Origin of the sequence: Mycobacterium sp. E2733 (genome assembly GCF_001667585.1) — a bacterium.
Taxonomy (GTDB): Bacteria; Actinomycetota; Actinomycetes; order Mycobacteriales; family Mycobacteriaceae; genus Mycobacterium.
On the sequence record NZ_LZJZ01000107.1, the window covers coordinates 1 to 25,349 of the forward strand.

Annotated in this window: 25 protein-coding genes, 1 pseudogene and 1 riboswitch; of the genes and pseudogenes, 16 read left to right on the top strand and 10 right to left on the bottom strand. The window is 68.7% G+C overall.

Annotated features, from left to right (window positions below):
• Window positions 1-492 (bottom strand): serine/threonine-protein kinase (locus tag A5678_RS20030; protein WP_231983724.1); only part of this gene is annotated, 492 nt, incomplete at its 3' end.
• A gap of 308 nt (window positions 493-800) precedes the next feature.
• Here A5678_RS20030 and A5678_RS28220 point away from each other — a divergent pair.
• The gene (locus A5678_RS28220) at window positions 801-932 is read left to right on the top strand and encodes a hypothetical protein (protein WP_255396929.1); all 132 of its coding nucleotides are present in this window, start codon (window positions 801-803) and stop codon (window positions 930-932) included.
• A 67-nt stretch (window positions 933-999) separates the two neighbouring features.
• Here the strand turns inward: A5678_RS28220 and A5678_RS20035 are convergent, their stop codons facing one another.
• Window positions 1,000-1,257 carry a hypothetical protein gene (locus tag A5678_RS20035; RefSeq protein WP_068045678.1) on the bottom strand — a complete coding sequence of 86 codons (258 nt, stop codon included), beginning with the start codon at window positions 1,255-1,257 and terminating at the stop codon, window positions 1,000-1,002.
• A 529-nt stretch (window positions 1,258-1,786) separates the two neighbouring features.
• On the opposite strand from A5678_RS20035, the gene A5678_RS28040 reads away from it, so the two are divergent.
• Window positions 1,787-2,275, top strand: a complete 489-nt coding sequence (locus tag A5678_RS28040; RefSeq protein ID WP_068045680.1) for a UvrD-helicase domain-containing protein — start codon at window positions 1,787-1,789, stop codon at window positions 2,273-2,275.
• 411 nt (window positions 2,276-2,686) lie between these two features.
• Here the strand turns inward: A5678_RS28040 and A5678_RS20045 are convergent, their stop codons facing one another.
• Complete coding sequence (locus A5678_RS20045) at window positions 2,687-3,448, bottom strand: 4'-phosphopantetheinyl transferase superfamily protein (protein ID WP_068045683.1); 762 nt, start codon at window positions 3,446-3,448, stop codon at window positions 2,687-2,689.
• 1 nt (window position 3,449) lies between these two features.
• Window positions 3,450-4,202 (bottom strand): MBL fold metallo-hydrolase, encoded by a 753-nt coding sequence (locus tag A5678_RS20050; RefSeq protein ID WP_068045686.1) that lies wholly within the window; start codon window positions 4,200-4,202, stop codon window positions 3,450-3,452.
• 82 nt (window positions 4,203-4,284) lie between these two features.
• Here A5678_RS20050 and fgd point away from each other — a divergent pair, with 82 nt between their 5' ends.
• The 4 genes from fgd (at window position 4,285) to A5678_RS20070 (ending at window position 9,570) form a co-directional block, all read left to right on the top strand.
• On the top strand, window positions 4,285-5,298 hold the full coding sequence (gene fgd / locus A5678_RS20055; RefSeq protein WP_068045689.1) for a glucose-6-phosphate dehydrogenase (coenzyme-F420): 1,014 nt from the start codon (window positions 4,285-4,287) through the stop codon (window positions 5,296-5,298).
• Between the two features lie 14 nt (window positions 5,299-5,312).
• Window positions 5,313-7,409 (top strand): phosphate acetyltransferase, encoded by a 2,097-nt coding sequence (pta, locus tag A5678_RS20060; RefSeq protein ID WP_068045692.1) that lies wholly within the window; start codon window positions 5,313-5,315, stop codon window positions 7,407-7,409.
• Window positions 7,402-8,559: an acetate kinase gene (locus A5678_RS20065; protein WP_068045696.1), complete on the top strand. Its 1,158-nt coding sequence runs from the start codon at window positions 7,402-7,404 to the stop codon at window positions 8,557-8,559. The genes pta and A5678_RS20065 overlap by 8 nt, the downstream gene beginning before the upstream one ends.
• Before the next feature lie 150 nt (window positions 8,560-8,709).
• A complete protein-coding gene (locus tag A5678_RS20070) occupies window positions 8,710-9,570 on the top strand; it encodes a DUF559 domain-containing protein (RefSeq protein ID WP_068045702.1) in 861 nt (286 codons plus the stop codon).
• 89 nt (window positions 9,571-9,659) lie between these two features.
• Here the strand turns inward: A5678_RS20070 and A5678_RS20075 are convergent, their stop codons facing one another.
• From A5678_RS20075 to glnX, 3 genes are read right to left on the bottom strand one after another with little or no spacing between them, the layout of a single operon-like run.
• Window positions 9,660-11,942, bottom strand: a complete 2,283-nt coding sequence (locus tag A5678_RS20075; RefSeq protein ID WP_068045706.1) for a serine/threonine-protein kinase PknG — start codon at window positions 11,940-11,942, stop codon at window positions 9,660-9,662.
• Window positions 11,942-12,922, bottom strand: a complete 981-nt coding sequence (locus A5678_RS20080) for a glutamate ABC transporter substrate-binding protein (protein WP_068045709.1) — start codon at window positions 12,920-12,922, stop codon at window positions 11,942-11,944. The genes A5678_RS20075 and A5678_RS20080 overlap by 1 nt, the downstream gene beginning before the upstream one ends.
• Complete coding sequence (gene glnX, locus A5678_RS20085) at window positions 12,919-14,238, bottom strand: protein kinase G-activating protein GlnX (protein WP_068045713.1); 1,320 nt, start codon at window positions 14,236-14,238, stop codon at window positions 12,919-12,921. Before glnX ends, A5678_RS20080 begins: the two co-directional genes overlap by 4 nt.
• Window positions 14,239-14,372: 134 nt before the next feature.
• Here glnX and A5678_RS20090 point away from each other — a divergent pair, with 134 nt between their 5' ends.
• Window positions 14,373-15,005: an NUDIX hydrolase gene (locus A5678_RS20090; RefSeq protein WP_068045716.1), complete on the top strand. Its 633-nt coding sequence runs from the start codon at window positions 14,373-14,375 to the stop codon at window positions 15,003-15,005.
• On the opposite strand, the gene thiE is transcribed toward A5678_RS20090, so the two are convergent.
• Window positions 14,977-15,657, bottom strand: a complete 681-nt coding sequence (gene thiE, locus A5678_RS20095; protein ID WP_068045719.1) for a thiamine phosphate synthase — start codon at window positions 15,655-15,657, stop codon at window positions 14,977-14,979. The two genes, A5678_RS20090 and thiE, sit on opposite strands and share 29 nt — an antisense overlap.
• 36 nt (window positions 15,658-15,693) lie before the next feature.
• A riboswitch (TPP riboswitch) is annotated at window positions 15,694-15,825 on the top strand.
• Here thiE and thiO point away from each other — a divergent pair.
• The 4 genes from thiO to A5678_RS20115 all read left to right on the top strand — a co-directional run bounded on the left by thiO (window position 15,817) and on the right by A5678_RS20115 (window position 18,530).
• Window positions 15,817-16,830, top strand: coding sequence for a glycine oxidase ThiO (gene thiO / locus A5678_RS20100; RefSeq protein ID WP_068045722.1), 1,014 nt, complete (start codon window positions 15,817-15,819; stop codon window positions 16,828-16,830). (Overlaps the previous riboswitch by 9 nt.)
• Window positions 16,827-17,024: a sulfur carrier protein ThiS gene (gene thiS, locus A5678_RS20105; protein WP_068045725.1), complete on the top strand. Its 198-nt coding sequence runs from the start codon at window positions 16,827-16,829 to the stop codon at window positions 17,022-17,024. The genes thiO and thiS overlap by 4 nt, the downstream gene beginning before the upstream one ends.
• On the top strand, window positions 17,017-17,775 hold the full coding sequence (locus A5678_RS20110) for a thiazole synthase (RefSeq protein ID WP_068045728.1): 759 nt from the start codon (window positions 17,017-17,019) through the stop codon (window positions 17,773-17,775). The genes thiS and A5678_RS20110 overlap by 8 nt, the downstream gene beginning before the upstream one ends.
• On the top strand, window positions 17,772-18,530 hold the full coding sequence (locus A5678_RS20115; protein WP_068045731.1) for an SGNH/GDSL hydrolase family protein: 759 nt from the start codon (window positions 17,772-17,774) through the stop codon (window positions 18,528-18,530). The genes A5678_RS20110 and A5678_RS20115 overlap by 4 nt, the downstream gene beginning before the upstream one ends.
• A 3-nt stretch (window positions 18,531-18,533) precedes the next feature.
• Here A5678_RS20115 and A5678_RS20120 read toward each other — a convergent pair.
• Window positions 18,534-19,054: pseudogene (locus A5678_RS20120) on the bottom strand (serine/threonine protein kinase).
• Window positions 19,055-19,118: 64 nt separating this feature from the next.
• Window positions 19,119-19,646, bottom strand: a complete 528-nt coding sequence (locus A5678_RS20125) for a serine/threonine protein kinase (protein WP_068045734.1) — start codon at window positions 19,644-19,646, stop codon at window positions 19,119-19,121.
• 392 nt (window positions 19,647-20,038) lie between these two features.
• On the opposite strand from A5678_RS20125, the gene A5678_RS20130 reads away from it, so the two are divergent.
• Genes A5678_RS20130 through A5678_RS20150 form a run of 5 tightly spaced genes read left to right on the top strand, consistent with a single transcriptional unit; the run spans window position 20,039 to window position 25,346 of the window.
• Entirely contained in the window at window positions 20,039-20,374 is a 336-nt protein-coding gene (locus A5678_RS20130) for a CD225/dispanin family protein (protein ID WP_046183018.1), read from the top strand.
• 15 nt (window positions 20,375-20,389) lie between these two features.
• Window positions 20,390-20,815, top strand: a complete 426-nt coding sequence (locus tag A5678_RS20135) for a DUF2752 domain-containing protein (protein ID WP_068045737.1) — start codon at window positions 20,390-20,392, stop codon at window positions 20,813-20,815.
• Between the two features lie 53 nt (window positions 20,816-20,868).
• Window positions 20,869-22,362, top strand: a complete 1,494-nt coding sequence (locus tag A5678_RS20140) for a M28 family metallopeptidase (RefSeq protein ID WP_068045740.1) — start codon at window positions 20,869-20,871, stop codon at window positions 22,360-22,362.
• On the top strand, window positions 22,359-23,831 hold the full coding sequence (locus A5678_RS20145) for a M28 family peptidase (protein WP_068045743.1): 1,473 nt from the start codon (window positions 22,359-22,361) through the stop codon (window positions 23,829-23,831). Before A5678_RS20140 ends, A5678_RS20145 begins: the two co-directional genes overlap by 4 nt.
• Before the next feature lie 45 nt (window positions 23,832-23,876).
• Window positions 23,877-25,346: an HNH endonuclease signature motif containing protein gene (locus A5678_RS20150; protein WP_068045746.1), complete on the top strand. Its 1,470-nt coding sequence runs from the start codon at window positions 23,877-23,879 to the stop codon at window positions 25,344-25,346.
• Window positions 25,347-25,349: the final 3 nt, after the last annotated feature.

Here is a 25,349-nt window from a genome sequence, read left to right on the forward strand (position 1 = left end):
CGCGATCCCGAAATCGATCAGATAAGCGAAGTCGTGCTCGGCGATCAAGATGTTGGACGGTTTGACGTCGCGGTGGACCAACCCGACCCGGTGTGCGGCGTGCAGTGCGGAAGCGATCTGGTCGATGATCGCGATCGCCCGCGCGGGTTCCAGCGGGCCCTGGGCCAGCAGGGTTTGCAGGTCGCGGCCGGTGACTAGCCGCATGGTCACATACAGTCGTCCGTCGATCTCGCCGAAGTCGTAGATGGGAATGACGTGCGGCTCATCTAGACCCGCCGCGGCGTGGGCTTCGCGGCGAAACCGCTCGACATAGGCGGGATCCTCGGCGACAGTGGCCAACAGCACCTTGAGCGCCACCACCCGATCCATGGCGGTGTCATAGGCCCGCCAGACCTCACCCATGCCGCCGCGACCCAACAACTCCACCAACCGGTAACGCCCAAACGGCGTGCCCTCCACCATGGGCCCCGCCGGCGTCTTTACAGACTCCATCCCCTCGCCCCTAATCCGACGCAATTCCCGCGCGCCGCAGCCTGTGTGCTGATCAACGCAGCGGCCCTCCGCTGTGTGCTGAAATCCTCATTCTGGCCCGGGCTTAGAGGCTGGGCGTAGGGCCGCTTGTCCCCGGCTGCCAGGACCATTGGTCCCACGACCCGGGCCGGTGCGTGCCACCAACCCAACCGGGCCGGCGTCGGTGACAACCAGGTCGATGGCGGCGATCGCCACCACGCCGCCGTCGCTTCGCACGCGAACAGACTCCAGGTGCCGTTGACGAAAGTCCCGTTGCTGCAGTAAGCCTCGTGCATCTTGGCGCCGACCGGGATCGCAGCCAACCCGGCGTAATAGCGCAACGCCACGACGTCCTCAACGACGATCTCGCCGTCGAGGGCAACAACATCGGCCGGCGCCAGATCGGCGTCCGACTGCCGTGAGCGCCAAGACCACGACCACACGTCGGCGCGAGGACCCAGAGCTTCGTCGCATCCGCGCCCAACATGCCTAGTCGCCGGTGCGCACAAACTTTTCGTTGAAATCGACGCCCTTGACATTGCAGGCGCCGGTCTGCTCCTGGTGACCGTACCCGGTCAGCACCGGGATCGGATCCTGCGATGGCCGCGGCAGCGGATACGCCGCGGTGATGTTCGTGTGCCCCGTGCCGCCGCCCGGACATGGCTTGTCGTACCCGGCGTCCTCGCTCCACGTCGCGCCGGCAAACACCAGCGGCACGGCACCGTCGGGCTTGTGGAAATATCTCATGCACCGATCGCCGGTGCGCAGGCAATCCGTGTGGACCGCCAAGTCGTACTCCTGTGATTGGCTCCCGTCCGCGAAAGGTTCTCGTCAGGTGGTAGTGGCCGTGTAGCGCTTCGGCCGGCGACACCACCCGCGGCGGCTGGCCGGCCGGGTCAGGCAACGACGGGCGAGTCCTCGTCACCACCTTCACCTCCCAGCCCGTCTGACACCCTGCAGCTCCGACTGGACACGATCGTCGACGACGAGGACGTCGAGAACCGCATCGAGGTCGCTCGCGTCGACAAACTCGCCCATCGGGTGTTTCGCCGCGTCCACGTTGCCCCCCGCCTCGTCGGCGCCGATAAGGAGAAACAGCTCTGGCGCAGCATCATCGACACACTCGGCCTCGCCTTCACCGAGGTGTCCTGGCCGAGGAGTGGCGCCAGGTCATCCTGGCCCGCAAGATCAACTCCGCCGACGCCTATCTGGCCGCCAAACGCACCGGGCGGGGCCGACCGCTGGGCTCCGCGCAGCGCGCCAGGCCTGGCAGGCGATGTGGGAGTTCGAACAGCTGCTCACCGAGTTGGGCGCCTGGACCCACGAGACCATCCGGCGGGAAGCGACCACCCTGCTTAACGCCAGCACCGACAAGCCCTACCGCCACATCATCATCGACGAAGCCCAAGATCTCAGCCCCGACCAATGGCGACTGCTGCGCGCCGCCGCACCGCAGGCCGGCGACGATATCTTCATCGCCGGCGACACCCACCAACGCATCTACGACAACCGGGTCAGCCTGCGCGACGTCGGCATCAACATCGCGGGCCGCTCGGCGCGGCTGACCCTCAACTACCGCACCACCGCCGAAACCCTGGGCTGGAGCCTGAGACTGCTGCGTGGCGAGCCCATCGACGACATGGACGGCGGCCTGGACTCCATCGCCGGCTGCAAGTCCTACATGCACGGCGCCGCGCCGGCGCAGGCCGGCTTCGACACCGCCAACGCCGAAGCCAAATTCATCGCCGGTGCGGTCAAAGAGTAGATAGCTCAGGGCATCTCCCCAACAGAGATCGGGATCGCCACCCGGGCCCGTTGGTTGGGCTCCAAGCTCGAAGACGTCCTGCACACCCACGGCATTCCGACGGCGACGACGCTGTCAACGTCGCGATCAGTCCGTTTAACACGAGCGCGACAATAACGACGTCGGTCAATGTTTTCCAACCGATTCGGGGTCGGTTTGCATCAATCACAGAGCAGCCCAACGGGGCACGCCCATGCGCGGCAGAAGTCCGCAAGTGCCCTGCAAGTCCCGATACGCCCCGAAGGGGTGCGAGCCGTTGGCCACACCGTGGCCACACATTGTCCACATTCAGAGATATCTTGGGATAGTCACAGACATGTGTTTCCGCTGCTCACACACGACTTAATGCCCTTAACCAGTGAGCGCAGCATGTCAACGGTGTAGCGGCCGGTCGAGCCAAGAATGCCGCGGTTGGGCCGCCGCCAGCGCGCCCGGATCACCAAGGGCGACAGGCGGTTCGGCCGCCACCTGTGCGGTCACCGTGAGCACGAAACGACCGTCTCGGCGCCACCAGCCGGGAAACACCGTCCCCTCCGAGGCGGCCACCGTCAGTTCGCCCCAGCCGTCACCGCGCGGAGCCGTCAGTGCCACCTCCACGGAGCGGGTGTCCCGGCGCAGCCCGGTGCGCAACACCTTCAGCGCGCTTTCTTTTGCGGACCAGATCAGGTTCGCCGCCATGTCGCGCTCTTCACCGGCGGGGCGCGAGGCGACGAGTTGTTGCTCGGTCGCGGTGAGGAAGTCGAGCACGAAACCGGGTGTGCGCGGCTCCACCAGCTCCAGGTCGCAGCCGACGGGCGCCTCCGCGCCCTCGCCCGCCCCCGGCCACGTCACGCAGACCGCCCAACCGGCGCGGTCGGTGATCGACACCTCCAACTCGAGCGGGTCTCCCTCGACGCACACGTACGGGGCGCCACTGGGCGCATTGCGGATCTCGATGCCGGCGAGGGCGGTCGGGTCGGTGGGCCGCTCCGTCACCGCGGCGACGGCGTGCTTGGCGACCAGCCGGCGCAGCAGATATTCGGTGCGCCGCTTGGTGAACCGCAGTGCGGCCAGGTTGGCCGCCTCCGCCGGCGCCAGCCATTGTTCACCGGCGGGCAGGTCGTCCTCGCCCATGGCGAGCCAGCGAACTTCCACCTCATCCCCCGCGGGCCAGTGCGGTCGCCCGATCGGTGGCCTCACGGATCGGGCCCCGCCACAAATCGCCGTGGCCGGGCGCCAGCGTCTCGGTCTCCAGCAGGGCCAGCGCGGCGAGGCTGCGGACGCAGTCGTCCTGGTTGTGGCTGAACACCGCGGGCAGCAGCTGCGGCCCGCCGCGGCGCAGCAGCGGGTGGCCGGTGATCAGCGCGTCACCACTGGCCAGCACCCCGTCGACCAGATACGAGCAGTGCCCGCCGGTGTGCCCCGGGGTGGGAATGGCCATCGGGCGGCCCGGCAGGCCGGCCGCCACCTCGGCGGTCAGCGGCCGGGTGGACGGGATGCCGTCGCGGTTCAGGCCGCCGCTGCGCACCACGTGCAGACCCCACACCGCCCATCGGGGACGCCAAATGCGAACCGCGACATCGAAAACCGAGACCTGCTCCAGGTACTCGCGCTTCGCGTGACCCACTTCGTCCGGGTGGCAGTACACATTCGTGCCGTAGGTGTCGGCGAACCAGATCGCCGAGCCCAGGTGGTCGATGTGCGCGTGCGTCAGCAGGATGGCGCGCACGTCGCCGACCTCGTAGCCCAGCTGCCGCAGCGAGGCCAGCACGTCGTCGCGGTCCCCGGGATAGCCGGCGTCGATCAGCATCACCCCGGTGTCGTCGGCGACCAGCGTCCAGTTAACGGCGTGGCCCTGAGCGAGGTACACCGTGTCGGTGACTTGGACAAGAGTCGGCGCCGGTCCCATGCCCGCGAGTGTAGGAGCGATCGCAAGGGCGGCGTGGCCCCACCGCCGCGCTTGCATTCGCGACGAGGAGTAGAAATAACGGGTGGCCGAACTGAAACTTGGATACAAAGCGTCCGCGGAACAATTCGCACCGCGTGAGCTCGTCGAACTGGCCGTGGCCGCCGAAGCTCACGGCATGGACAGTGCGACCGTCAGCGACCATTTCCAGCCGTGGCGGCACGAGGGCGGGCACGCGCCGTTCTCGCTGGCCTGGATGACGGCAGTCGGGGAGCGCACCGAACGGATCGTGCTGGGCACCTCGGTGCTCACCCCGACGTTCCGGTACAACCCCGCGGTGATCGCGCAGGCGTTCGCCACCATGGCCTGCCTGTACCCGAACCGGATCTTTCTGGGCGTCGGCACGGGGGAGGCGTTGAACGAAATCGCCACCGGCTACGAGGGCGACTGGCCGGAGTTCAAGGAGCGCTTCGCGCGGCTACGCGAATCGGTGCGGCTGATGCGGGAGCTGTGGCGCGGTGACCGCGTCGACTTCGATGGCGAGTACTACCGGCTCAAGGGCGCCTCGATCTACGACGTGCCGGAGGGCGGCGTGCCCATCTACATCGCCGCCGGCGGTCCGGCGGTGGCCAAATACGCCGGTCGCGCCGGCGACGGCTTCATCTGCACGTCCGGCAAGGGCGAAGAGCTGTACCAGGACAAGCTGATCCCCGCGGTCAAGGAGGGAGCGGCCGCCGCGGAACGCAACGTCGACGACGTCGACAAGATGATCGAGATCAAGATCTCCTACGACCCGGACCCCGAGCTGGCGCTGGAGAACACGCGGTTCTGGGCGCCGCTGTCGTTGACCGCCGAGCAGAAGCACAGCATCGACGACCCGATCGAAATGGAGAAGGCGGCCGACGCGCTGCCGATCGAGCAGGTCGCCAAGCGCTGGATCGTGGCGTCGGACCCCGACGAGGCCGTCGAGAAGGTGGCCCAGTACGTGGGATGGGGCCTGAACCACTTGGTGTTTCACGCACCCGGCCACGACCAGCGTCGCTTCCTGGACCTGTTCGAGAAGGACCTCGCGCCCAGGCTGCGCAGGCTGGCCGCATAGGGCGGGCGTTCAGCGTGCCCGACGGCGCCCGGCCGGATTCCCAACCCTCCGCGATCTACATCGCCGCGCCGGAGGGGGACACCGGCAAATCGACGATCGCGCTGGGAATCATGCACCATCTCGCCGCGACGGTGGCCAAGGTCGGGGTGTTCCGGCCGATCACCCGGTTCGGCGAGGACCGCGACTACATCCTGGAGCTGCTGCTGGCGCACAGCACCGCCGGCCTGCCCTACGAGCGGTGCGTGGGCGTGACCTATCAGGAGCTGCACGCCGACCGTGATGCCGCGCTCGCCGACATCGTCGACCGGTACCACGCGATGGCCGAAGCGTGCGACGCGGTGGTGATCGTCGGCAGTGACTACACCGACGTCGCCAGCCCCGCCGAGCTTTCCGTGAACGCGCGTATCGCGGTCAACCTCGGCGCGCCGGTGCTGCTGGTGGTGCGGGCCAAAGGCCGCACCGCCGAGGACGTCGTACACGTCGTGCAGGCGTGTCTGGACGAGTTGGCCGCCCAGCACGCGCACACCGCGGCGGTGGTGGCCAACCGCTGCGAGCCGTCGCAGGTGAGCGCCGTCGCGGAGGCGCTGCGCGCGTCGTTCACCCCACAGAGCTACGTGCTGCCGAACGAGCCGCTGCTGCCCGCCCCGGCGGTCTCAGACCTGCAGAAGGCGGTGAACGGAACGGTGGTCAGTGGTGACACCGCGCTGATGGGACGCGAAGTCCTGGGCGTGATGGTCGCGGGGATGACCGCCGACCATGTGCTGGAACGGCTGGCCGACGGGGTCGCGGTCATCACCCCCGGCGACCGCTCGGACGTGGTGCTGGCGGTTACCAGCGCCCATGCGGCCGAAGGCTTTCCGTCACTGTCGTGCATTGTCCTCAACGGCGGGTTCGATCTGCATCCTTCGATCAGCGCTCTGGTGGCCGGGCTGCGGCTCCGGCTGCCCATCGTCACCACCACGCTGGGCACCTACGACACGGCCAGCGCCGCGGCCTCGGCTCGCGGTCGGGTGACGGCCACCTCGCAGCGCAAGATCGACACCGCGCTGGAGCTGATGGACCGCTACGTCGACGTCGGGGATATGTTGGCCCAACTCGCCATTCCGATCCCAACCGTGACGACGCCGCAAATGTTCACCCACCGCCTGCACCTGCTGGCTCGCGCGGATCGCAAGCACATCGTGCTTCCCGAAGGAGACGACGACCGCATCCTCAAGTCGGCCGGCCGCCTGCTGCAGCGCCAGATCGCCGACCTGACGATCCTGGGCGATGAAGCCGGAATCCGTTTGCGTTCAGCGGAACTCGGCGTGGACCTCGGTGGCACGAAGGTGATCGACCCACGCACCAGCGAATTGCGCGACCGGTTCGCCGACCAGTACGCCGAGTTGCGCAAGGCCAAGGGAATCACCGTCGAGCATGCCCGCGAGATCATGTGCGACGCAACGTATTTCGGCACCATGATGGTGCACAACGGCATGGTCGACGGGATGGTGTCCGGCGCGGCCCACACCACGGCGCACACCGTTCGGCCGGCGTTCGAAATCATCAAGACCATTCCCGAAGTCTCCACCGTCTCCAGCGTCTTCTTCATGTGCCTGCCCGACCGGGTGCTGGCCTACGGCGACTGTGCGATCGTCCCAAACCCGACACCGGAACAGCTGGCCGACATCGCCATCTCTTCGTCGCGCACCGCCGCGCAATTCGGCATCGAGCCGCGGGTGGCCATGCTGTCCTATTCCACGGGCGACTCCGGCGCCGGAGCAGATGTGGAGAAGGTCAGGGCGGCAACGGAACTGGTGCGCTCCAGGGCGCCCGAGCTGCCCGTCGAGGGCCCGATCCAGTACGACGCCGCGATCGAGCCCTCGGTTGCCGCCACCAAACTGCGCGACTCGCCGGTGGCAGGCCGTGCCACCGTGCTGATCTTCCCCGACCTCAACACCGGCAACAACACCTACAAGGCGGTGCAGCGCAGTGCCGGGGCGATCGCGATTGGGCCGGTGCTGCAGGGCTTGCGCAAGCCGGTGAACGACCTGTCGCGGGGCGCGTTGGTCGAAGACATCGTGAACACGGTTGCCATCACCGCGATCCAGGCGCAGGGCGCCCGTGGGTAACGCCAACCGCGCAGTCCTGGTGATCAACTCCGGCTCGTCCTCGCTGAAATACCAGTTGGTCGACCCCGACTCCGGCACGGCCCGGGCGACGGGCAACGTCGAACGGATCGGGGAGGAGTCGTCCCCGGTTCGCGACCACGACATGGCGCTGCGGCAAGCGTTCGACGCGCTGTCCGACGAGGGCATCGACCTACGCAATTGCGATCTGGTGGCGGTTGGCCACCGAGTCGTGCACGGCGGCAAGACGTTTTACAAGCCCACCCCGGTGGATGACGCGGTGCTCGACAAGCTGGACGAGTTGTCGGAACTGGCGCCGCTGCACAATCCGCCCGCCATCAAGGGCATCGAGGTGGCGCGCAAGCTGCTGCCGGACGTTCCGCACATCGCGGTCTTCGATACGGCGTTCTTCCATGACATGCCGCCCGCGGCCGCGACCTATGCCATCGACCGCGACGTGGCCGAACGCTGGCGGATCCGTCGCTATGGCTTTCACGGCACGTCGCACCGGTACGTGAGCGAGCAGGCCGCCGACTTCTTGGGCCGGCCCCTGCGCGGCCTGAAACAGATTGTGTTGCACCTCGGTAACGGCTGCTCCGCCTCGGCGATCGCCGGCACTCGGCCCCTCGACACGTCGATGGGCCTGACGCCGCTGGAGGGCCTGGTGATGGGCACCCGCAGCGGTGACATCGATCCCAGCGTCGTCAGTTATCTCTGCCACACCGCGAAGATGAGCGTCGACGAGGTCGAGTCCATGCTGAACCAACGGTCGGGGGTGCTGGGCCTGTCCGGCGAACGCGATTTCCGGCGGCTGCGCTCGATGATCGAATCGGGCGACGGCGCAGCACAATTGGCCTACAGCGTGTTCACTCACCGGCTGCGCAAATACATCGGCGCCTACCTGGCGGTGCTCGGACACACCGACGTCATCACCTTCACCGCCGGCATCGGGGAGAACGACGCCGCGGTGCGCCGCGACGCGGTGGCCGGGCTGGAAGAGTTGGGCATCGTGCTCGACGAACGCCGCAACCTCGGTGGCGGCAGGGGCGCCCGGCAAATCTCCGCCGAGGCATCGCCGATCGCCGTGCTGGTGATCCCGACCAACGAAGAACTCGCCATCGCCCGCGAATGCGTTAGCGCGCTGTCTTCTTGACCGTGCGCTCACGGCTTTGAGTGTGCGCTGAGGGCGGCGCCTTCCGGCGTGTCGCCGCCCTGAACGCACACTCGATGTGGAGGAAGGCGTGTCGCCGGCCTGTGGATAACCGAAATCGGGATCCGCTACTGATGTGGGAACCTTCGCGTCATGCGGGATGCGGGGCCGTTCATCGGCAGCGAGGCGCTGGCGTCCGGGGCGATGACCCGGCATCAACTGAGAACGTGCTACCGCGCGGTGCTTCCGAACGTCTACTTCTCGATCGGCGTCGAGCCCTCGCTTGAACAGCGGATCCTGGCGGCCTGGCTGTGGTCGGGACGCCGGGCCATTGTTGTCGGGGCGGCCGCCGCCAGATTGCATGGCGCCGAATGGATTCCCGACGACGTGCCCGTGGAGCTCGCGCATACCAATTCCCGCGCGCCACGCGGCGTGCTGACGCGGCGATACGCGCTGCTCGACGGGGAGACGCAGACGACGGGCAGATACCCGGTCACCACGCCCGAACGCACCGCCTTCGACATCGGCCGGCATGGCGCGGTGCGCTCGGCCGTGGTGCGCCTCGACGCGCTGGCCAGGGCAACGGGCTTCAAGGCCGACGATGTGCTGCGAGTGGCGCGATGCCACCCCCGCTCGCCCGGCCTGCGGAGGCTGGAAGCCGCGCTGGAACTGGTCGACGCCGGTGCCCAGTCGCCCCGGGAGAGCTATCTGCGACTGCTCCTCATCGATGCCGGTCTGCCACGGCCGCGGACCCAGGTACCGGTGTTGGGTGACGACGGGATCCCGTTCGCCTTCCTGGATTTGGGCTGGGAGGACGCCATGGTCGCCGTCGAATACGACGGCGACCAACACCGCACCGACCGACGGCAGTACGTCAAGGACATTCGGCGGATCGAAACGCTGGAGCGGATGGGGTGGATCGTCGTCCGGGTCGTCGCGGAGGACCGGCCCGCCGCCATCGTGCGCCGGGTTCGGGACGCGCTGGCCGCATCGAGCGTGCGGTCACGGCTTTGAGTGTGCGTCCAGGGCGGCGCCTTACGGCGTGTCGCCGCCCTGGCCGCACACTCGATGCAAGAGGGCGAGAGCCAAATGGCGCAACCCCGCTAGAACGTGCTCGTGGGCCGTACTTTGTTCGCCATGTCCACCAGCGCGTAGCGGTGGCGCTGGGTGGGCGCCACCCGGGCCAGGTTGCGCAGCGCGGCCTCGACGCCCAGCCGCAGCCCGTGCTCGGTGAACGGGAAGCCGAGGATGTGGTTGGTGCTGGCCTTGTTGTCCTCCAGCCAGTCCATCGCGCAGCCCAGCACCAGCGCGCGGATCTGCAGGACGCGCGGTTCGGTGGGCGGCAGCGCCTCGACGCGCCGGGCGGCGTCGCGGATGTCCTCCTCGCTGATCTCGCTCTTCGTCCGCCCGGACAGCAGGGTGACCGCGCTGGTGAGGCGTGCGGTGGTGAAATGCCTTGAGGTGGGCGGCACCTCGTCCAGGGTGCGCACCGCGGCGGCTCGATCGCCTTCGGTGGAAAGCCATCTGGCCAGCCCGAAAGCCGCCGAGATCACCCCGTCGTTGGTCTTCCACACCGTCTGGTAGTACTTCTGCTCGTCGACATCGCCGGCCAGCTCGGCGGTCGCGGCCAAGGCCAGCTTGGGCGCCAGCTCACCGGGGAAGGTGTCCAGCACCTCGGTGAAATGCGTTGTGGCGGAGTCATAGTCGCCGGTGAGGAGCTCGGCTACGGCCTTGTACCAGACCAGCCGCCATTGCCAGCCCACCCGCTCGGCGAGGTCGTCCAGCTTTCTGGTGGCCTTGGCCACGTCGCCCAGGTCCAGCAGCGCGCGGACCTCCATCAGCGGCAATTCGGTCGACTCGGACACCTCGACGCCGTCGGCGTCGAGCGTGCCGTGGCGGGCGGCCCGCAACGAGTCCAGCGTCTGCACCGGTTGGGAGAGCACCGTCGCCTGCAGGACGGGAGCGGCGACGTCGGCCGGATCGACCAGCGGCACCTGCAGCGCCGTCACGATCTCGCGGGCCGTCAGCCGCTCCGAATGGACCTGGCCGTCCAGGTAGACGTCGGTGTGCGCAACGAGCAGGTCCACCCCGAACGTCGAGCGGCTGGGGCTGAACACCGTCGACAGGCCGGGCCGCGGTATCCCGGTGTCCTGGGCGACCACCTCGCGCAGCACGCCCATCAGCTGGGCGGACATCTCCTCGGTGGTGGCGAACCGGCGCCGCGGGTCGGGATCGGTGGCCCGGCGCAGCAAACGGCGGAACGAGTCATAGGTGGTCAGCACCGGGTCGTCTTCGGGCAGGCCGTCGACGTAGCGGCCGTTGCGGGTCGGCAGGTTCACCGTGAGCGCGGCGAGGGTGCGCCCCACGGTGTAGATGTCGGTGGCGATCGTCGGGCCGGTCCGCACGATCTCGGGCGCCTGGAAGCCGGGGGTGCCGTAGAGGTAGCCGAAGGAGTTGACCCGCGACACCGCGCCCAGGTCGATCAGCTTGAGTTGCTCCTCGGTGAGCATGATGTTCTCCGGCTTGAGGTCGTTGTAGACCAAGCCGATGGAGTGCAGATAGGTCAGCGCGGGCAGTATCTCCAGCAGGTAGGCGATGGCCTCGGCGACGGGCAGCTTCTTGTCCTTGCCGTGCTTGAGCGGCTGCCCGCCGATGTACTCCATGACGATGTAGCCGACCGGGTTGCCGTTCCGGTCCTTGTGCTCGACGAAGTTGAAGATCTGCACGATCTGCGGGTGCACCACCTCCGCGAGGAACTGCCGTTCGGCCATCGCGATGGCCTGCGCCTCCGCGTCACCGGAGTGCACCAAGCCCTTGAGCACCACCGGGCGGTCGTTGACGTTGTGGTCGACCGCCAGGTACACCCACCCCAGCCCGCCGTGCGCGATGCAGCCCTTGACCTCGTACTGCCCCGCGACGATGTCTCCCGGGTTCAGTTGTGGCAGAAATGAATACGCGCTGCCGCAGGCGGGGCACCAGCCCTCGGATGTCCCCTTGCCCTCCTTGCCGGACCGGCCGACCGGCTTTCCGCAGTTCCAGCAGAACCGCTTGCCCTCCGGAACCACCGGGTTGGTCATCAGGGCCTCGAGCGGGTCGATGTCCCGGACCCGCGGGATCTCGACCAGGCCGCCGCCGAGCTGCCTGACCGGCGGCAGCACGCGCGTTCCTATCGTCACCCGGTCTTGCGCATCGCTGTCCAGGGTGCCGAGCGAGATGTGCGGAAAGTCGTCGTCATCGTCGTCGTCGAAATCGGGACGGAACAGCGCCTGGGTGGCCTGGATGCGCCCCGTCGTCGGGCCGCCGCCCTGCGTGTCCGGCGGCTGGGTGCCCGGGCTCACGTCTTCGGAGCCGGATTCCGGCCGTTCGGTCTTCTCTGACTCGGTCATCAGTCCACGTACCTCGGCGTGGGCGGGGCGGGTGCCGGCCCCAGCACCGTTAACCACTTGCGGTACAACGTGTTCCACGTGCCGTCCCGGCGGATCCGCTCCAGCGTGCCGTTGACGAACCGCACCAGCGGCGTGTTGTTGAGGTTGACCCCGATGCCGTAGGGCTGGGTGGCCATGTTCGGCCCGACGATGTGCAGGTAGGGGTCCTCCTCGACCAGCCCGGCCAGGATGGAGTCGTCGGTGCTGACGGCGTCGATCTCGCGCTGCTGCATGGCCACCAGGCAGTCGGCCCAGTTGACCACCGACACGACGACCGGCGGCGGGTCGATCTGGCGGATCCGGTGCAGCGACGTCGTGCCCTTCGCCACGCAGACCCGCTTGCCGGACAGGTCGCCCACCTTGGTGATCGGCGAATCCCGGGGGGCCAGGATGCGCTGGTTGGCGTCGAGGTAGACGGTCGAGAAGTTCACCTGCTTGCGCCGTTCGCACGTGATGGTCATGGTCTTGACCACCACGTCAACCTCGGAGTTCTGCAACGCGGTGACGCGCTCGTCGGACGACAGGATGCGGTATTCGACGTGCGACGGGGCGCCGAAGATGTCGCGCGCGATCTCACCGGCGATGTCGACGTCGAAGCCGGTGATCTCGCCGGTGATCGGGTCGCGGAAGCTGAACAGGTTGCTGCCGATGTCCAGCCCGACGATCAGCCGGCCGCGGGCGCGGATGTCGGCGACCGCGGCGTCGGCCTGGGCCTTGGTGGGGAAGGGCCGCAGGCTCGCCGTCAGGTCGCAGCCCTGGGCCGGGTCGTCCGACGGCAGCGGCGGCTCCGGCGGCAGCTGCTCCATGCCGACCGGGGTGGGCGGCGGCAGCGTCGGCACGGTGGCCACCGTCAGCGATTCGGTGTGCCCGCACCCGGCCAGCATGGCGGCCGCCGCGAGGACGGCGCCCACTCGCCGCGACCGCGCCAGCCGCGTCCTCATCGGTACTCTCTCAGCCGCGGCCACAGGCCCAGCGCCACCGCGATGGCGGCCCCCAGGCTGAGCACCACGCCGCCGACCTGGGCGCCGGACAGCCCACTGCGCGCGTTGAGGACGTCGTTGCGCAGGTGCGTGCGGCTCTGGTCGATGGCCTTGCCCAGTTGGTCCTCGAGCTTGTCGAAGGCCGGGGTGGAGTCGTCCTCGCTGCTGCCCAGGGCGACCTGCGTGGCCGCCCGGTAGTTGCCCACCGAGATGTAGGAGTTGATCCGGTCGTTCGCCTGCCGCCAGCGCAACAGCAGCTGGTCGGCGCCTTCCAGGTCGGGTTTGTCGACGGCGTCGCTGCGGACCATGTACTGGTCCAGCTGTTGGTGCATCGAGTCGATGCGCTGATAGAACGACTGCTTGCGCTTCTCCTCGTCCCCGCGGCGGATCAGCGATAGCGTCTCGTCGGCCCGCGCCTGCTGGGCGGTGATCGCGACGTTGGTCACGATCCGCAGCGAGTCGGCGGCCGTGTTCTTGGCGCTACGGCTGGCGGCCGTGGAGATGGTGAGCGCAGTTCCGACCCATACCACCATGACGAGGATAGCGAGGCCGCCCACCACCAGGCCCGGGTTGATTCGGCGTCGGGTACGCCTGGCCAGCCACCGGTGGGCGAAGGCGCCGAACACCGCGGTGGCGCTGACCACCAGGATGACCGGCGCCGGGATCTGCGTGGACGCGGTGGTCTCCGCGTCGACCCGTTCCGACGTGGCCTGATACAGCTGTGCCGCGTCCGGCAGGATCGTCGACTGCATCAGGCCCGAGGCCTCCGAAAGGTACGACGACCCGACCGGGTTGCCCTCCCGATTGTTGGTACGCGCGATTTCGATCAGGCCGGTGTAGACGGCCAGCTCGGCGTTGATCCGGCCCAGCAGCTGCACCAGCGGTTCGTCGGTGAGCCCGCTCGACGCCCGGGTCACCGCGACCGACGCGTCGGTGATGGCCTGCTCGTAGCGCTGCCGGACGGGCGGCGGCTCGGCTTCGGCGATGAACGCGGTGGCCGCGGCGGCGTCGGCCACCGACAGGGTGGTGTACAGCCGCCCGGCGGCGAACGACAGCGGCTCGGTGTGGTTGAGCACCGTGGTCAGCACCTGCTGGCGGTGGTTGATGGTGGTCGAGGTGGCGAAGGCGCAGATGCCGCCGAGCACCGCCAGCACGATCCCGATGGTGAGTATGCGGCCTGGTGTGGTGGAGATGAACCACCAGCGGGGATGGGCTGGCTCGGCCGGCGACCGCGATCCCTGCGGCTCGGTCGACGGGTGCGCCAGCTCAACCGTCACGTGCTATCAGCCCTCATCTTTCGCGGCCACTGAAACGCTGAACGAACCTCTATAAGCGAATTCTAAGAGAATGTTGCGGCGGATGGGTGGAGGCAGACCAATTGACCAGGCGATCACGTGCATATCCTGAACTCGTGCAGGGCGACGGCGACGGTTGGGTGGTCTCCCACAGCGGCGCCCATTACTGGGGCCGCTACGGCGCGGCCGGTCTGCTGCTGCGGGCCCCGCGGCCGGACGGCACCCCCGCGGTGTTGCTGCAGCACCGCGCGGTATGGAGCCACCAGGGCGGAACCTGGGGCCTGCCGGGCGGCGCCCGCGACAGCCACGAGACCCCGGAGGAGACTGCGGTCCGCGAGGCGCACGAGGAGGCCGGCCTGCACGGCGAGCTGCTGACCGTGCGCTCGACGGTGGTCACCGCCGAGGTCGGCGGGCTCGGCGGCGCGCGCTGGACCTACACCACGGTGGTCGCCGACGCGGCCGAGCTGCTGCACACCGTGCCCAACGGGGAGAGCGCCGAGATGCGCTGGGTCGCCGAGGAGGAGGTGGCCGACCTGCCGCTGCATCCCGGCTTCGCGGCGAGCTGGCACCGGCTGCGCACGGCCACGGCGCTGGTGCCGCTGGACCACGCCGACGAACGACGGCGGCACCTGCCCCGCACGATCGAGATCGACGCCGGCGTCTTCGTCTGGTGCATGCCGGGGGACGCCGACGGGGAGCCGTCGCACCTCAGTCGGCGGATCAGCTCGCTGCTGCAAGCGCCGAACTGAGCCGCTGCGCCGCGGCCCGCGGGTCGGCGGCCGCCGTGATCGCCCGCACCACCACGATCCGCCGGGCGCCGGCGCCGAGCACCTCGGGCAACCGCCGCTCGTCGATGCCACCGATCGCAAACCACGGCTTCGCGGCGCCGAAACTGGCGGCCGCCCGCACCAGCCCCAGGCCCGGCGCCTCGCGGCCCGGTTTGGTCGGGGTGGGCCAGCACGGGCCGACGCAGAAATAGTCAGGGCCTGCCCGCCCCGGAGAGCTAGCCGCCGCGGCCTGCTCGGAGTCATGGCTGGACAGGCCGAGCAGGGTGTCGGGGCCGACGATCTCGCGGGCCGCCGCCAGCGGCAGGTCGCCCTGCCCCAGGTGCAGCACGTCGGCGCCCGCCACCCGAGCGATGTCCGCCCGGTCATTGACCGCGAACAGCGCGCCGTGCCGGCGGGCGGCGTCGGCCAGGATCTCGCACGCCGCCAGCTCGTCGCGCGCCTCGAGGGCCCCGAACCGCTGCTCACCGGGCGATCCCTTGTCGCGCAGCTGGATGATGTCGACCCCGCCGGCCAGCGCGGCGTCGGCGAACTCGGCCAAATCGCCGCGCTCCCGGCGCGCGTCGGTGCACAGATATAACCGTGCGGCCGCCAGGCGGATAACTCGCTGATGCACACCGCGACGCTAGCGCGCTAGCGTGGAAGCCGAAGAACTTACAGACACGGGAGTCCCGGGTAGTCATCTGCGGGGCTGAGAGTGGGCACAGCCGGGTCAGCGGGACCTGCCCTTACCGTCACACCTGATCCGGGTCATGCCGGCGAAGGGAGGCCAAGGATGCCAACAGACCGTGGGTCGTTGGCGGTCATCGGCGGCGGCGTCATCGGACTGGCGGTGGCGCGCCGGGCCGCGCAGGCCGGGTGGTCGGTCCGGGTGCACCGCACTTCCGAGAAAGGCGCGTCCTGGGTCGCCGGCGGCATGCTGGCCCCGCACAGCGAGGGCTGGCCCGGTGAGGAGCGCCTGCTGCAACTGGGCCTGGAGTCGCTGCGGTTGTGGCGCGAGGGCGGTTTCACCGACGGGCTCCCGGCGCAGGTGGTCACCGCGCGCGAGTCGCTGGTGGTGGCCGTCGACCGGGCCGACGTCGCGGACCTGCGCACCGTCGCCGATTGGTTGTCCGCGCAGGGACATCCGGTGATCTGGGAGTCGGCCGCCCGGGATCTGGAACCGCTGCTGGCGCAAGGCATCCGGCATGGCTTTCGGGCGCCCACCGAGCTGGCCGTGGACAACCGCGCGGTGCTGGACGCCCTGACCGCGGAATGCGAGCGGCTGGGGGTGGGATGGGCGCCGCCGGCGCACGACCTAACGGTCGACGGCGACGCGGTGGTGATCGCCAACGGCATCGACGCCCCCGCGTTGTGGCCCGGCCTGCCGGTGCGCCCGGTCAAGGGCGAGGTGCTGCGCCTGCGCTGGCGGCGCGGGTGTATGCCGGTGCCGCAGCGCGTCATTCGCGCCCGCGTGCACGGGCGGCAGGTGTACCTGGTTCCGCGTGCGGACGGGGTGGTCGTCGGCGCCACCCAGTACGAACACGGGCGCGACACCGCCCCGGTGGTCTCCGGAGTGCGCGACCTGCTCGACGACGCGTGTGCGGTGTTGCCCGCGCTCGGCGAATACGAGCTGGCGGAGTGCGCCGCCGGGCTGCGCCCGATGACGCCGGACAACCTGCCGCTGGTGCAACGCCTGGACGAGCGAACCCTGGTCGCCGGCGGCCACGGCCGCTCCGGCTTCCTGCTGGCGCCGTGGACCGCGGAACAGATCGTCGGTCAGCTGGCCCCGGTCGGAGCCCCGTCATGATCGTCGTGGTCAACGAGCAGAAGGTCGACGTCGACGAGCAGACCACGGTGGCGGCGCTGCTGCAGTCGCTGGGTTATCCGGAGCGGGGTGTCGCGGTGGCGATGGGTGACACCGTACTGCCCCGATCCGATTGGACAACAACACTTTTCGATGGCGCGCGGCTCGAGGTGGTGACGGCGGTGCAGGGTGGCTGAATTGAAACTCACGATCGGCGATCGCAGCTTCGCCTCGCGGCTCATCATGGGCACCGGGGGAGCGACCAGCCTGGCCGCGCTGGAGGAGGCGCTGGTCGCGTCGGGCACCGAGCTGACCACCGTCGCGATGCGGCGCGTCGATGCGGAGGGCGGGACCGGGCTGCTGGACCTGCTCAACCGGCTCGGCATCACGCCGCTGCCCAACACCGCGGGTTGCCGCAGTGCGGCCGAGGCGGTGCTCACCGCGCAGCTGGCCCGCGAGGCGCTGAACACCAACTGGGTCAAGCTCGAGGTGATCGCCGATGAGCGCACGCTGCTGCCCGACTCGGTCGAATTGGTACGCGCGGCAGAGCAATTGGTGGACGACGGGTTCGTCGTCCTGCCCTATACCAATGACGACCCGGTGTTGGCGCGCCGGCTCGAAGACGCCGGATGCGCGGCGGTGATGCCGCTTGGTTCGCCGATCGGCACCGGCCTGGGCATCACCAACCCGCACAACATCGAGATGATCGTCGCCCGGGCCGGTGTTCCCGTGGTGCTCGACGCCGGCATCGGCACCGCCAGCGATGCCGCGCTGGCGATGGAGTTGGGTTGCGACGCCGTGCTTTTGGCCACCGCGGTGACCCGGGCCGCCGACCCGGCGACGATGGCGGCCGCGATGGCCGCCGCCGTCACCGCCGGCTATCTGGCCCGCCGGGCGGGGCGGATCCCCAAGCGCTTCTGGGCACAGGCGTCCAGCCCCGGACGATGAAACGGTATGTCGCGCTGGGCAGTTCGATGGCCGCCGGTCCCGGCATCGGGCCCCGCGCCGACGGTGCCCCCTGGGGCTCGGGCCGGTCGGCGCGCAACTATGCGCACCTGGTCGCGCAGCGATCTGACCTCGATCTGGTAGACGTCACCTTTTCGGGCGCGACCACCGCCCACGTGCTCGCCGACCACCAGCGCGGCGTGCCGCCCCAGATCACCGCGCTGAACGGCTCGGAAAGCCTGGTGACCATCACGATCGGCGGCAACGACGTCGGCTACATTCCGCTGCTGATGGCCGCCTCGTTGCCGCGAGCCGTCCGGCGGCTGCCGCTGATCGGCCCGCGCATTTCCGCCCTGCTGGACCGGGATGCGCGGAATCAGGCCCTTGACGCGGTGTTCGAGTCGTTGTGCGCGGTCGGTCTCGCGGTGCGCGATCGCGCCCCGCGGGCCCGGGTCTTCTTCGTCGACTACCTGACCGTCCTGCCGCCCGCGGGCGCGCGGGCCGCCCCGTTGTCGGACACGGACGCCGATCTCGGGCGCCACGTGGCCGCGACGCTGGCACGGCTCACGGCTGACGCGGCGACGGCAACCGGTTGCGAAGTGGTCGGCGCCGCGGCGGCCAGCCGGGAGCACCACGCGTGGTCGGCCGAGCCCTGGACCACGAGACCCGGTGTGCCGCTGCCGGGCCGGGCGGCGCCGTTGCACCCGAACGCCGCGGGAATGCGCGCCGTTGCCGAACTGGTGTGCGCGCGGTGGTGAGGGTCAGCCGTTCGTGCGCCACCACTGGTAGAGGGCGTTGACGTCGGAGTTGGACGACGTGAGGTGTCCCAGGACGTTCTTGGCGTCGGTGGTCCACGTCAACGTCGCGTAGTTCTTGTAGGTGCCGCAGGCGATCTGCCCGCCGGTCTGCCCGTTCTGCTTCCAGGTTCCCGGTGACTGCCCGGCGTCCCCGCACGCGGCGAGGGACACGTCCTTGATGGTGGAACTGAACGCGGAGGCCAAGTTCGTGCCGTTGGAGAAGAGGGCGTAGACGCCGGAGCCCGGGCCGCTCGGGTCGGGGCTTTGCCCGCACAGGAGCTCGGCCAGCTCACCGGATTCGGTCAGCTCCTGCGACTTGCAGTTGTTGAGGCCGTAGCCCTTCGACAGGTTGGCCGCCAACGTGTTCATATCGGCCGCACTGCCGGTGTTGGGTTCGGCGACCGCGGTGCCGCTTCCCGCGAAGCCAAACCGCCGGTGAGCGCTGCGGCCGACACGGCACGCAGCACGATGTTGAGGTGTGACATTTTCGTTGACTCCCTATGGTTGATGGATGGGTGATGCCGAAACCCGTTGCCCCCCATCGCGAACTCAGCCGTTGGCGCGCCACCACTGGTACAGCGCGGCGGCGTCGGTGTTGGATCCGCGGATGTAGCTCAAGATGTTCTTGGCGTCGGAGGTCCAGATGATCTCGGCGGCGTTCTGATACGTCCCACACGCCACCTGTCCGGCATTGCTGCTGTTGCTGCCCTGGTGCCAACTGGTGGGAGATTGGCCGCTGTCCCCGCAGGGGCCAAGGACATCGTCTTTGATGCTGGCCTTGAACGAGCCGACCAGGTTTTCGCCGTTGTTGAACAGGATGTACTTGGCCTGGACCGGGCCGCTCGGGTCGGGGCTCTGCCCGCAGGTCAGCGACGCGAGTTCGCCGGAGGTGATGCTCTGGGCGGCGCAGTTGTTCAGCCCGTAGCCCTTCGACAGCGATGCCGCGAGCGTGTTGATGTCCGACGGGCTACCGGTGTTCGCGGGATCCGCGGTTGCGGTGACCGTGCCCGCTAAGGCGGAACCGCCCGCGAACGCCGCGGCCGTCGCGACCCGCAACGCGTTGCTGAGATGGGACATCCTCTGGCTCCTAAGCGGTTGTGGAACCGGCGTCGCTCACCGGAGAAACGTACTTCCGCTAAGTAGGGATCGTAGGGCTATGTCCAGACAAAGCAACACATTCCGCTGGCAATTGTCTGTCTCGGCATCATTTTCACCACCGCAGCGCAACGGTCGCTCACGCGCGGCTTCGAAACACTCTCCCGGCCAATGCTTTTCACACGCCAGGCTGACTTTGCGGGCGACGGTGCCGATAGGCCGGCAGGAGAACGGCTGTTGAACGCGGGGGGACCGTCGCGCCCGCACGTCAACGGGCCAAAAGGGGATTTTCAAATTGCCAGTGCCGCCCCGACTGTGCTCGGGTATGGTTAGCACCGCTTTACGCCAGCTAACTTCTCGGGACTGGAGAATTCATGACACAACCGCCGGCACCGCCCCCTCCGCCGCCTGGTTACCCGCCGCAGCAGCCCGCCGGGCAAGCGCCGAATAACTATTTGGTGTGGTCCATCCTGGTGACCCTGTTCTGTTGCCTCCCCTTCGGCATCGTGGCGATCGTCAAGTCCAGCCAGGTCAACGGTCTCTGGGCGCAGGGCCGTTATGCCGAGGCGCAGGCGTCCGCCGACAGTGCCAAGAAATGGGTGATCTGGTCGGCGGTCATCGGTGTCGTCGTCGGCATCATCTACGGCATCTTGATGGCGGTGGGCGCGCTGAATACGAACACCAATGCGGCGCTCGCCGCGATGTTCTGAGCCCGGTTCGCGATCATGGTGACCCGCCAAGGGTCGGTGCCGCTGAGTCTGGGTGCGCCACTGGTGGTGGCCGCTTCCACGACCTTGATGTGTGCCGCCATCTGGGCGGGTGACCCGACAACTCCCAACGGTCCGCTGCCGGTGTGTCCCACCAAGGCGCTGTTGGGAATCGACTGTCCGGGATGCGGCAGCCTGCGCATGCTGTATTCCCTGATGCACGGCAACGTCATGGCGGCCGCCAGGTTCAACGCTTTGGGCCTGGCGGCCGTCGTGCTGTTGGTGTGGGCGTACCTGGCCTGGACCTATGGACGGGTGGCGGGCAGGCGGGTCCGGAGCTGGCAGCACGGTCGCTGGTCGGCGGTGGTGACGCTGACGTTGGTTGCGGCGTGGTTTGTGGTGCGCAACATTCCTTTTGCGCCGTTCAATGCGCTCTATGTCTGATACCGCCGTGTCTTGATCCCGGCCGCTCGTCCCGCGGTCTAACCTGGGGCGCGATGGTGAACAAATTCACGGCGATCCCGGCGGCCCTCGTTGCGGTCGCCGTGACCGCATTCTCAACCGGCTGCTTTCATCGGTGCGCGCAACAAGCGACAGGAAACCCCGACGCGGCCAAGTTCGCCGGCGCGTTGCACGACAAAGTCACGACCGACGCCATGATGGCCCACCTGGCAAAGCTCCAGGACATTGCCAACGCCAACAACGGCACCCGCGCGGTGGGCACGCCCGGCTACGAGGCCAGCGTCGATTATGTCGTAAACGCGTTGCGCGGCAGTGGCTTCGACGTGCAGACCCCGGAATTCTCGGCGCGGGTGTTTCACGGGGACAAGCCGGAGGTGACCGTCGGTGGCAGGCCGGTGGAGGCGCACGCGCTCGACTTCAGCCTCGGCACCCCGCCGGAGGGGGTGAGCGGACCGCTGGTGGCCATACCGGCCAACAACGGCCCCGGTTGCGCAGCCTCCGATTACGGCAACCTCCCGGCGCAGGGGTCCGTGGTGCTGGTGGACCGCGGCACGTGCCCGTTCGCTCAGAAGGAGGACGTCGCGGCGCAGCGCGGTGCGGTCGCGATGATCGTCGCCGACAACGTCGACGAACAACAGATGGGCGGCACGCTGGGGCCGGAAACGAACGTCAAGATCCCGGTGGTGAGCGTGACCAAGTCAGTCGGCGTGCAACTGCGGACCCAGCCGGGGCCGGCAACCATCAAGCTGAACGCGAGCGTGCAGAGCTTCAAGGCCCGCAACGTGATCGCGCAGACCAAGACCGGGTCGACGTCCAACGTCGTCATGGCGGGCGCGCACCTGGACAGTGTGCCCGATGGGCCCGGCATCAACGACAACGGTTCGGGAGTGGCCGCGATACTGGAAACCGCCCTGCGGCTGGGTAATTCGCCGCAGGTGCGCAACGCGGTGCGGTTCGGTTTCTGGGGCGCGGAGGAGCTCGGCCTGATCGGATCGCGCAACTACGTCGAGTCGCTGGACCTGACTGCGCTGAAAAACATTGCGCTGTATTTGAATTTCGACATGCTCGCGTCGCCGAACTCCGGCTACTTCACCTATGACGGGGACCAATCGCTGCCGGCGGACGCCCGCGGGCAGCCGGTGGTACCGGAAGGGTCCGCCGGCATCGAGCGCACGCTGGTCGCCTATCTGAAGTCGGCCGGAAAAGCCGCGCAGGACACGTCGTTTGACGGCCGCTCCGATTACGACGGATTCACCCTGGCGGGCATTCCCGCCGGTGGCCTGTTCTCCGGCGCCGAGGTGAAGATGTCTGCAGAGCAGGCGAAGTTGTGGGGCGGGACCGCCGACGAGCCGTTCGATCCCAACTATCACAAGAAGACCGACACCCTCGATCACATCGATAAGACCGCGTTGGGCGTCAACGGCGGCGGCGTCGCCTACGCGGTGGGCCTTTACGCCCAGGACCTCGGTGGCCACAACGGGGTTCCCACGATGGAGGACCGCACGCGTCACCTGCTTACGAAGCCATGACGGGCCGGCTGGGAGCGGCACTGCTCATGGTTGCCGCGCTGCTGGTGGGCTGCTTGTCGGCGCGGCCGGGATCGCCCGCTGTTGCCCCGGATCTGGGTCGCGGCCTGGCCGGAAAAGTGACCGCCGATCAGATGTTCACCCATCTGCACGCGCTGCAGAACATCGCCAACGCCAACAAAGGAAACCGGGCGGACGGCACGCCGGGCTACGATGCAAGCGTCGACTACGTCGCTAAAGCGCTGCGCGGCAAGGGCTTTGACGTGCAAACCCCGCAGTTCGACCGGCTGTTCACCGTTTCCCCGGGCAAGCCGGCGATGACGATCGCCGGCCGCAGCTACCCAGTCGATCAGGCGTCGTTGTTGGTGCGGACGCCGCCCGGCGGCCTGACCGGGCAGCCGGTCCGGCCCGCCCAGCCCTCGGGCTGTGCGGCCAGCGATTATCCGGCCGCGCTGCCCAAGGGTTCGATCGCCGTCGTCGACGACGCGCGTTGCTCGGTGGTGGACAAACAGAACAGCGCGGTGGCCAAGGGTGCGGCCGCGCTGATCGTGCTCAGCGCACCCGCCGGCCAGGGCGCCCCGGCCACCTTGTTCAATCCGGGCTACTTCAAGCAGCTGACCGTGCCCGTCGCGGTCGCGGGCACGTCCGCCGCGACCGCGCTCGCCGGCGCGAGCGCGCCCATACGTCTGGTGCTGGACGCCCAGAACATTAAGATCACGTCGCGAAACGTGCTGGCGCAGACCAAGACCGGTTCTCCGCACGAGGTGATCATGGTCGGGGCGCATCTCGACAGCTCGCGCGGCGGTCCTGGCATCAATGACGACGGATCCGGGGTGGCCGCGGTGCTGGAAACGGCGCTGCAGCTCGGTCCGCTGGCGCCCGTGAACAACGCCGTGCGGTTCGCGTTCTGGGGCGCCGACGAGGACGGGCTCAACGGCGTCATGGACTACGTGTTCGGCCTGGACAGCGACCAGCTCAACGACCTCGCGATGTACCTGAACTTCACCAGGTTGGGTTCGCCCAACGCCGGCTTCTTCACCGACGACGGCGATCAGTCCGGTCCGCCCGCGCCCGGGGTGACTTACGCGGACGTCCCCGACGGGTCGGCTGGCATCGAGCGCACCCTGGCCGGCTATCTGAACCTGGCCGGGAAGCGGCCCGCGGACATGCCGCTGAGCACCCTCGCCGACTACCATCCCTTCATGGTCGCGGGCGTGCCGATCGGGGGCATGACGGCCGGCGCAACGCAGCCGAAAACCACGGTGCAGGCCCGATTGTGGGGCGGACAGGCCGGCGCCCCGTTCGACCCGAACTATCAGGGACCGCATGAAACCGTCGACAACATCAACCGCGACGCGTTGGCCATCATGGGTTCTGGCATCGCCTACGCCGTGGGCAACTACGCGCAGTCGACCGGCGGCGTGAACGGTGTCCCGCCGCACGACAAGCGCCATCGCACCCGGATGCCGTAATCCCTGCCCGAGGACTTGTCGGCGGGGCACATTATTCTAGAACGCATGTTCGATACACGACTGCATGACTACTGGGAGCCGCCACGGTGTGAGCGCTCGCGGGAGCTGGTGGATCGGATGTGCGAGTCATGGCGGTTAGAGGCTCAAGTGGTGGCGGCTCGCTTGGATGCGGTCGGGGAGTTGTTCGAGCTGCGCCGCGCCCAGCGTGGCGAGGAGGCGGATTGGGCGGTCGACACTTGGGCGGCGGTGGGGGCCGAGGTGGCTGCGGCGTTTCGGGTCAGTTTGGCGATGGCGGGCAGCTTCATGCGGTATGCGTTGGCGATGCGTGAGCGGCTGCCACAGGTGGCGGCGGTGTTTCGCGCCGGTGATATCAATTACCGGTTGTTTCAGACCATCGTGTACCGCACCGATTTGATCACCGATGCTGAGGTGCTGGCCGCCGTGGATGACGAGTTGGCCGTGCGCGCGGCGCGGTGGCCGTCGATGACTCGGGGCCGATTGGCCGGCGAGGTCGACAAGATCGTGGCGAAGGCCGACGTTGACGCGGTGCGCCGTCGCCAGCAGTGTCGCGACGAGCGCTGTGTCGGGATCGACGATCTCGAGGGTGGCATGTCCGAAATCCGCGGCAGCCTGTTCAGCCCGGATGCGCACGCCTTGGACGCGCGGTTGGATGCCTTGGCGGCCACGGTGTGTGAGCATGATCCGCGCAGCCGCGATCAGCGGCGCGCCGACGCGCTGGGGGCGTTGGCGGCCTCGGCGGATCGGCTGGGTTGCCGTTGTGGGCGGGCTGATTGCGCGGCCGGAAAGCGGCCTGCGGCAATGCCGGTCGTCATTCACGTGATCGCCGACGAGGCCACCGTGCAGGGCCGCGGGTCGGCTCCCGCGTCGGAGGTGGGAGTGGACGGGCTGATCTCCGCCGAGGTGGTCGCCGAGCTGGCCGGCTCGGCCAGGCTGGTGCCGGTGAGCGCCCCGACGCAGGCCGAACCGCGCTACATTCCGTCGGCCCGGCTGGCCGATTTCGTGCGGTGCCGGGATTTGACGTGTCGGGCGCCCGGGTGTGACCGCCCGGCCGTCGACTGCGATATCGATCATACGATTCCCTACGCGCAGGGCGGTGCGACGCATCCGTCGAACCTGAAATGCCTGTGCCGCCAACATCATTTACTGAAGACGTTTTGGGGCTGGCGTGACGAGCAGTTGCCCGACGGCACGATCATCTGGCGTCTGCCCGATGGGCACACCTACGTCACCACCCCGGGTAGCGCGCTGCTGTTTCCCGGCCTGTGCGCGCCCACCGGCGACCTCCCGGCGCCCGCGGCCGGCCCCGAGCGGTGCGGGCAGCGCCGCGCGATGATGCCGCTGCGCACCCGCACCCGCGACCAGAACCGGGCCCAGCGCATCGCCACCGAACGCCACCACAACCGGATGGCCCGCGAGGCCCGCCAGAGCCCTTGCGAGGCTTATACTTTCGAACCTTACGATGCCGCCAGCGACCCGGATCCGCCGCCCTTCTGACGG

Coding starts and splice junctions, on each gene's coding strand:
- A5678_RS20125 (WP_068045734.1), bottom strand. CDS start 19,646: ATGTCCCATCTCAGCAACGCGTTGCGGGTCGCGACGGCCGCGGCGTTC.
- A5678_RS28040 (WP_068045680.1), top strand. CDS start 1,787: ATGTGGGAGTTCGAACAGCTGCTCACCGAGTTGGGCGCCTGGACCCAC.
- A5678_RS20140 (WP_068045740.1), top strand. CDS start 20,869: ATGGTGAACAAATTCACGGCGATCCCGGCGGCCCTCGTTGCGGTCGCC.
- A5678_RS20135 (WP_068045737.1), top strand. CDS start 20,390: ATGGTGACCCGCCAAGGGTCGGTGCCGCTGAGTCTGGGTGCGCCACTG.
- A5678_RS20130 (WP_046183018.1), top strand. CDS start 20,039: ATGACACAACCGCCGGCACCGCCCCCTCCGCCGCCTGGTTACCCGCCG.
- A5678_RS20050 (WP_068045686.1), bottom strand. CDS start 4,202: ATGGGACCGGCGCCGACTCTTGTCCAAGTCACCGACACGGTGTACCTC.
- A5678_RS20075 (WP_068045706.1), bottom strand. CDS start 11,942: ATGACCGAGTCAGAGAAGACCGAACGGCCGGAATCCGGCTCCGAAGAC.
- thiO (WP_068045722.1), top strand. CDS start 15,817: ATGCCAACAGACCGTGGGTCGTTGGCGGTCATCGGCGGCGGCGTCATC.
- A5678_RS20150 (WP_068045746.1), top strand. CDS start 23,877: ATGTTCGATACACGACTGCATGACTACTGGGAGCCGCCACGGTGTGAG.
- A5678_RS20115 (WP_068045731.1), top strand. CDS start 17,772: ATGAAACGGTATGTCGCGCTGGGCAGTTCGATGGCCGCCGGTCCCGGC.
- A5678_RS20145 (WP_068045743.1), top strand. CDS start 22,359: ATGACGGGCCGGCTGGGAGCGGCACTGCTCATGGTTGCCGCGCTGCTG.
- thiS (WP_068045725.1), top strand. CDS start 16,827: ATGATCGTCGTGGTCAACGAGCAGAAGGTCGACGTCGACGAGCAGACC.
- A5678_RS20035 (WP_068045678.1), bottom strand. CDS start 1,257: ATGAGATATTTCCACAAGCCCGACGGTGCCGTGCCGCTGGTGTTTGCC.
- A5678_RS20080 (WP_068045709.1), bottom strand. CDS start 12,922: ATGAGGACGCGGCTGGCGCGGTCGCGGCGAGTGGGCGCCGTCCTCGCG.
- A5678_RS20070 (WP_068045702.1), top strand. CDS start 8,710: ATGCGGGATGCGGGGCCGTTCATCGGCAGCGAGGCGCTGGCGTCCGGG.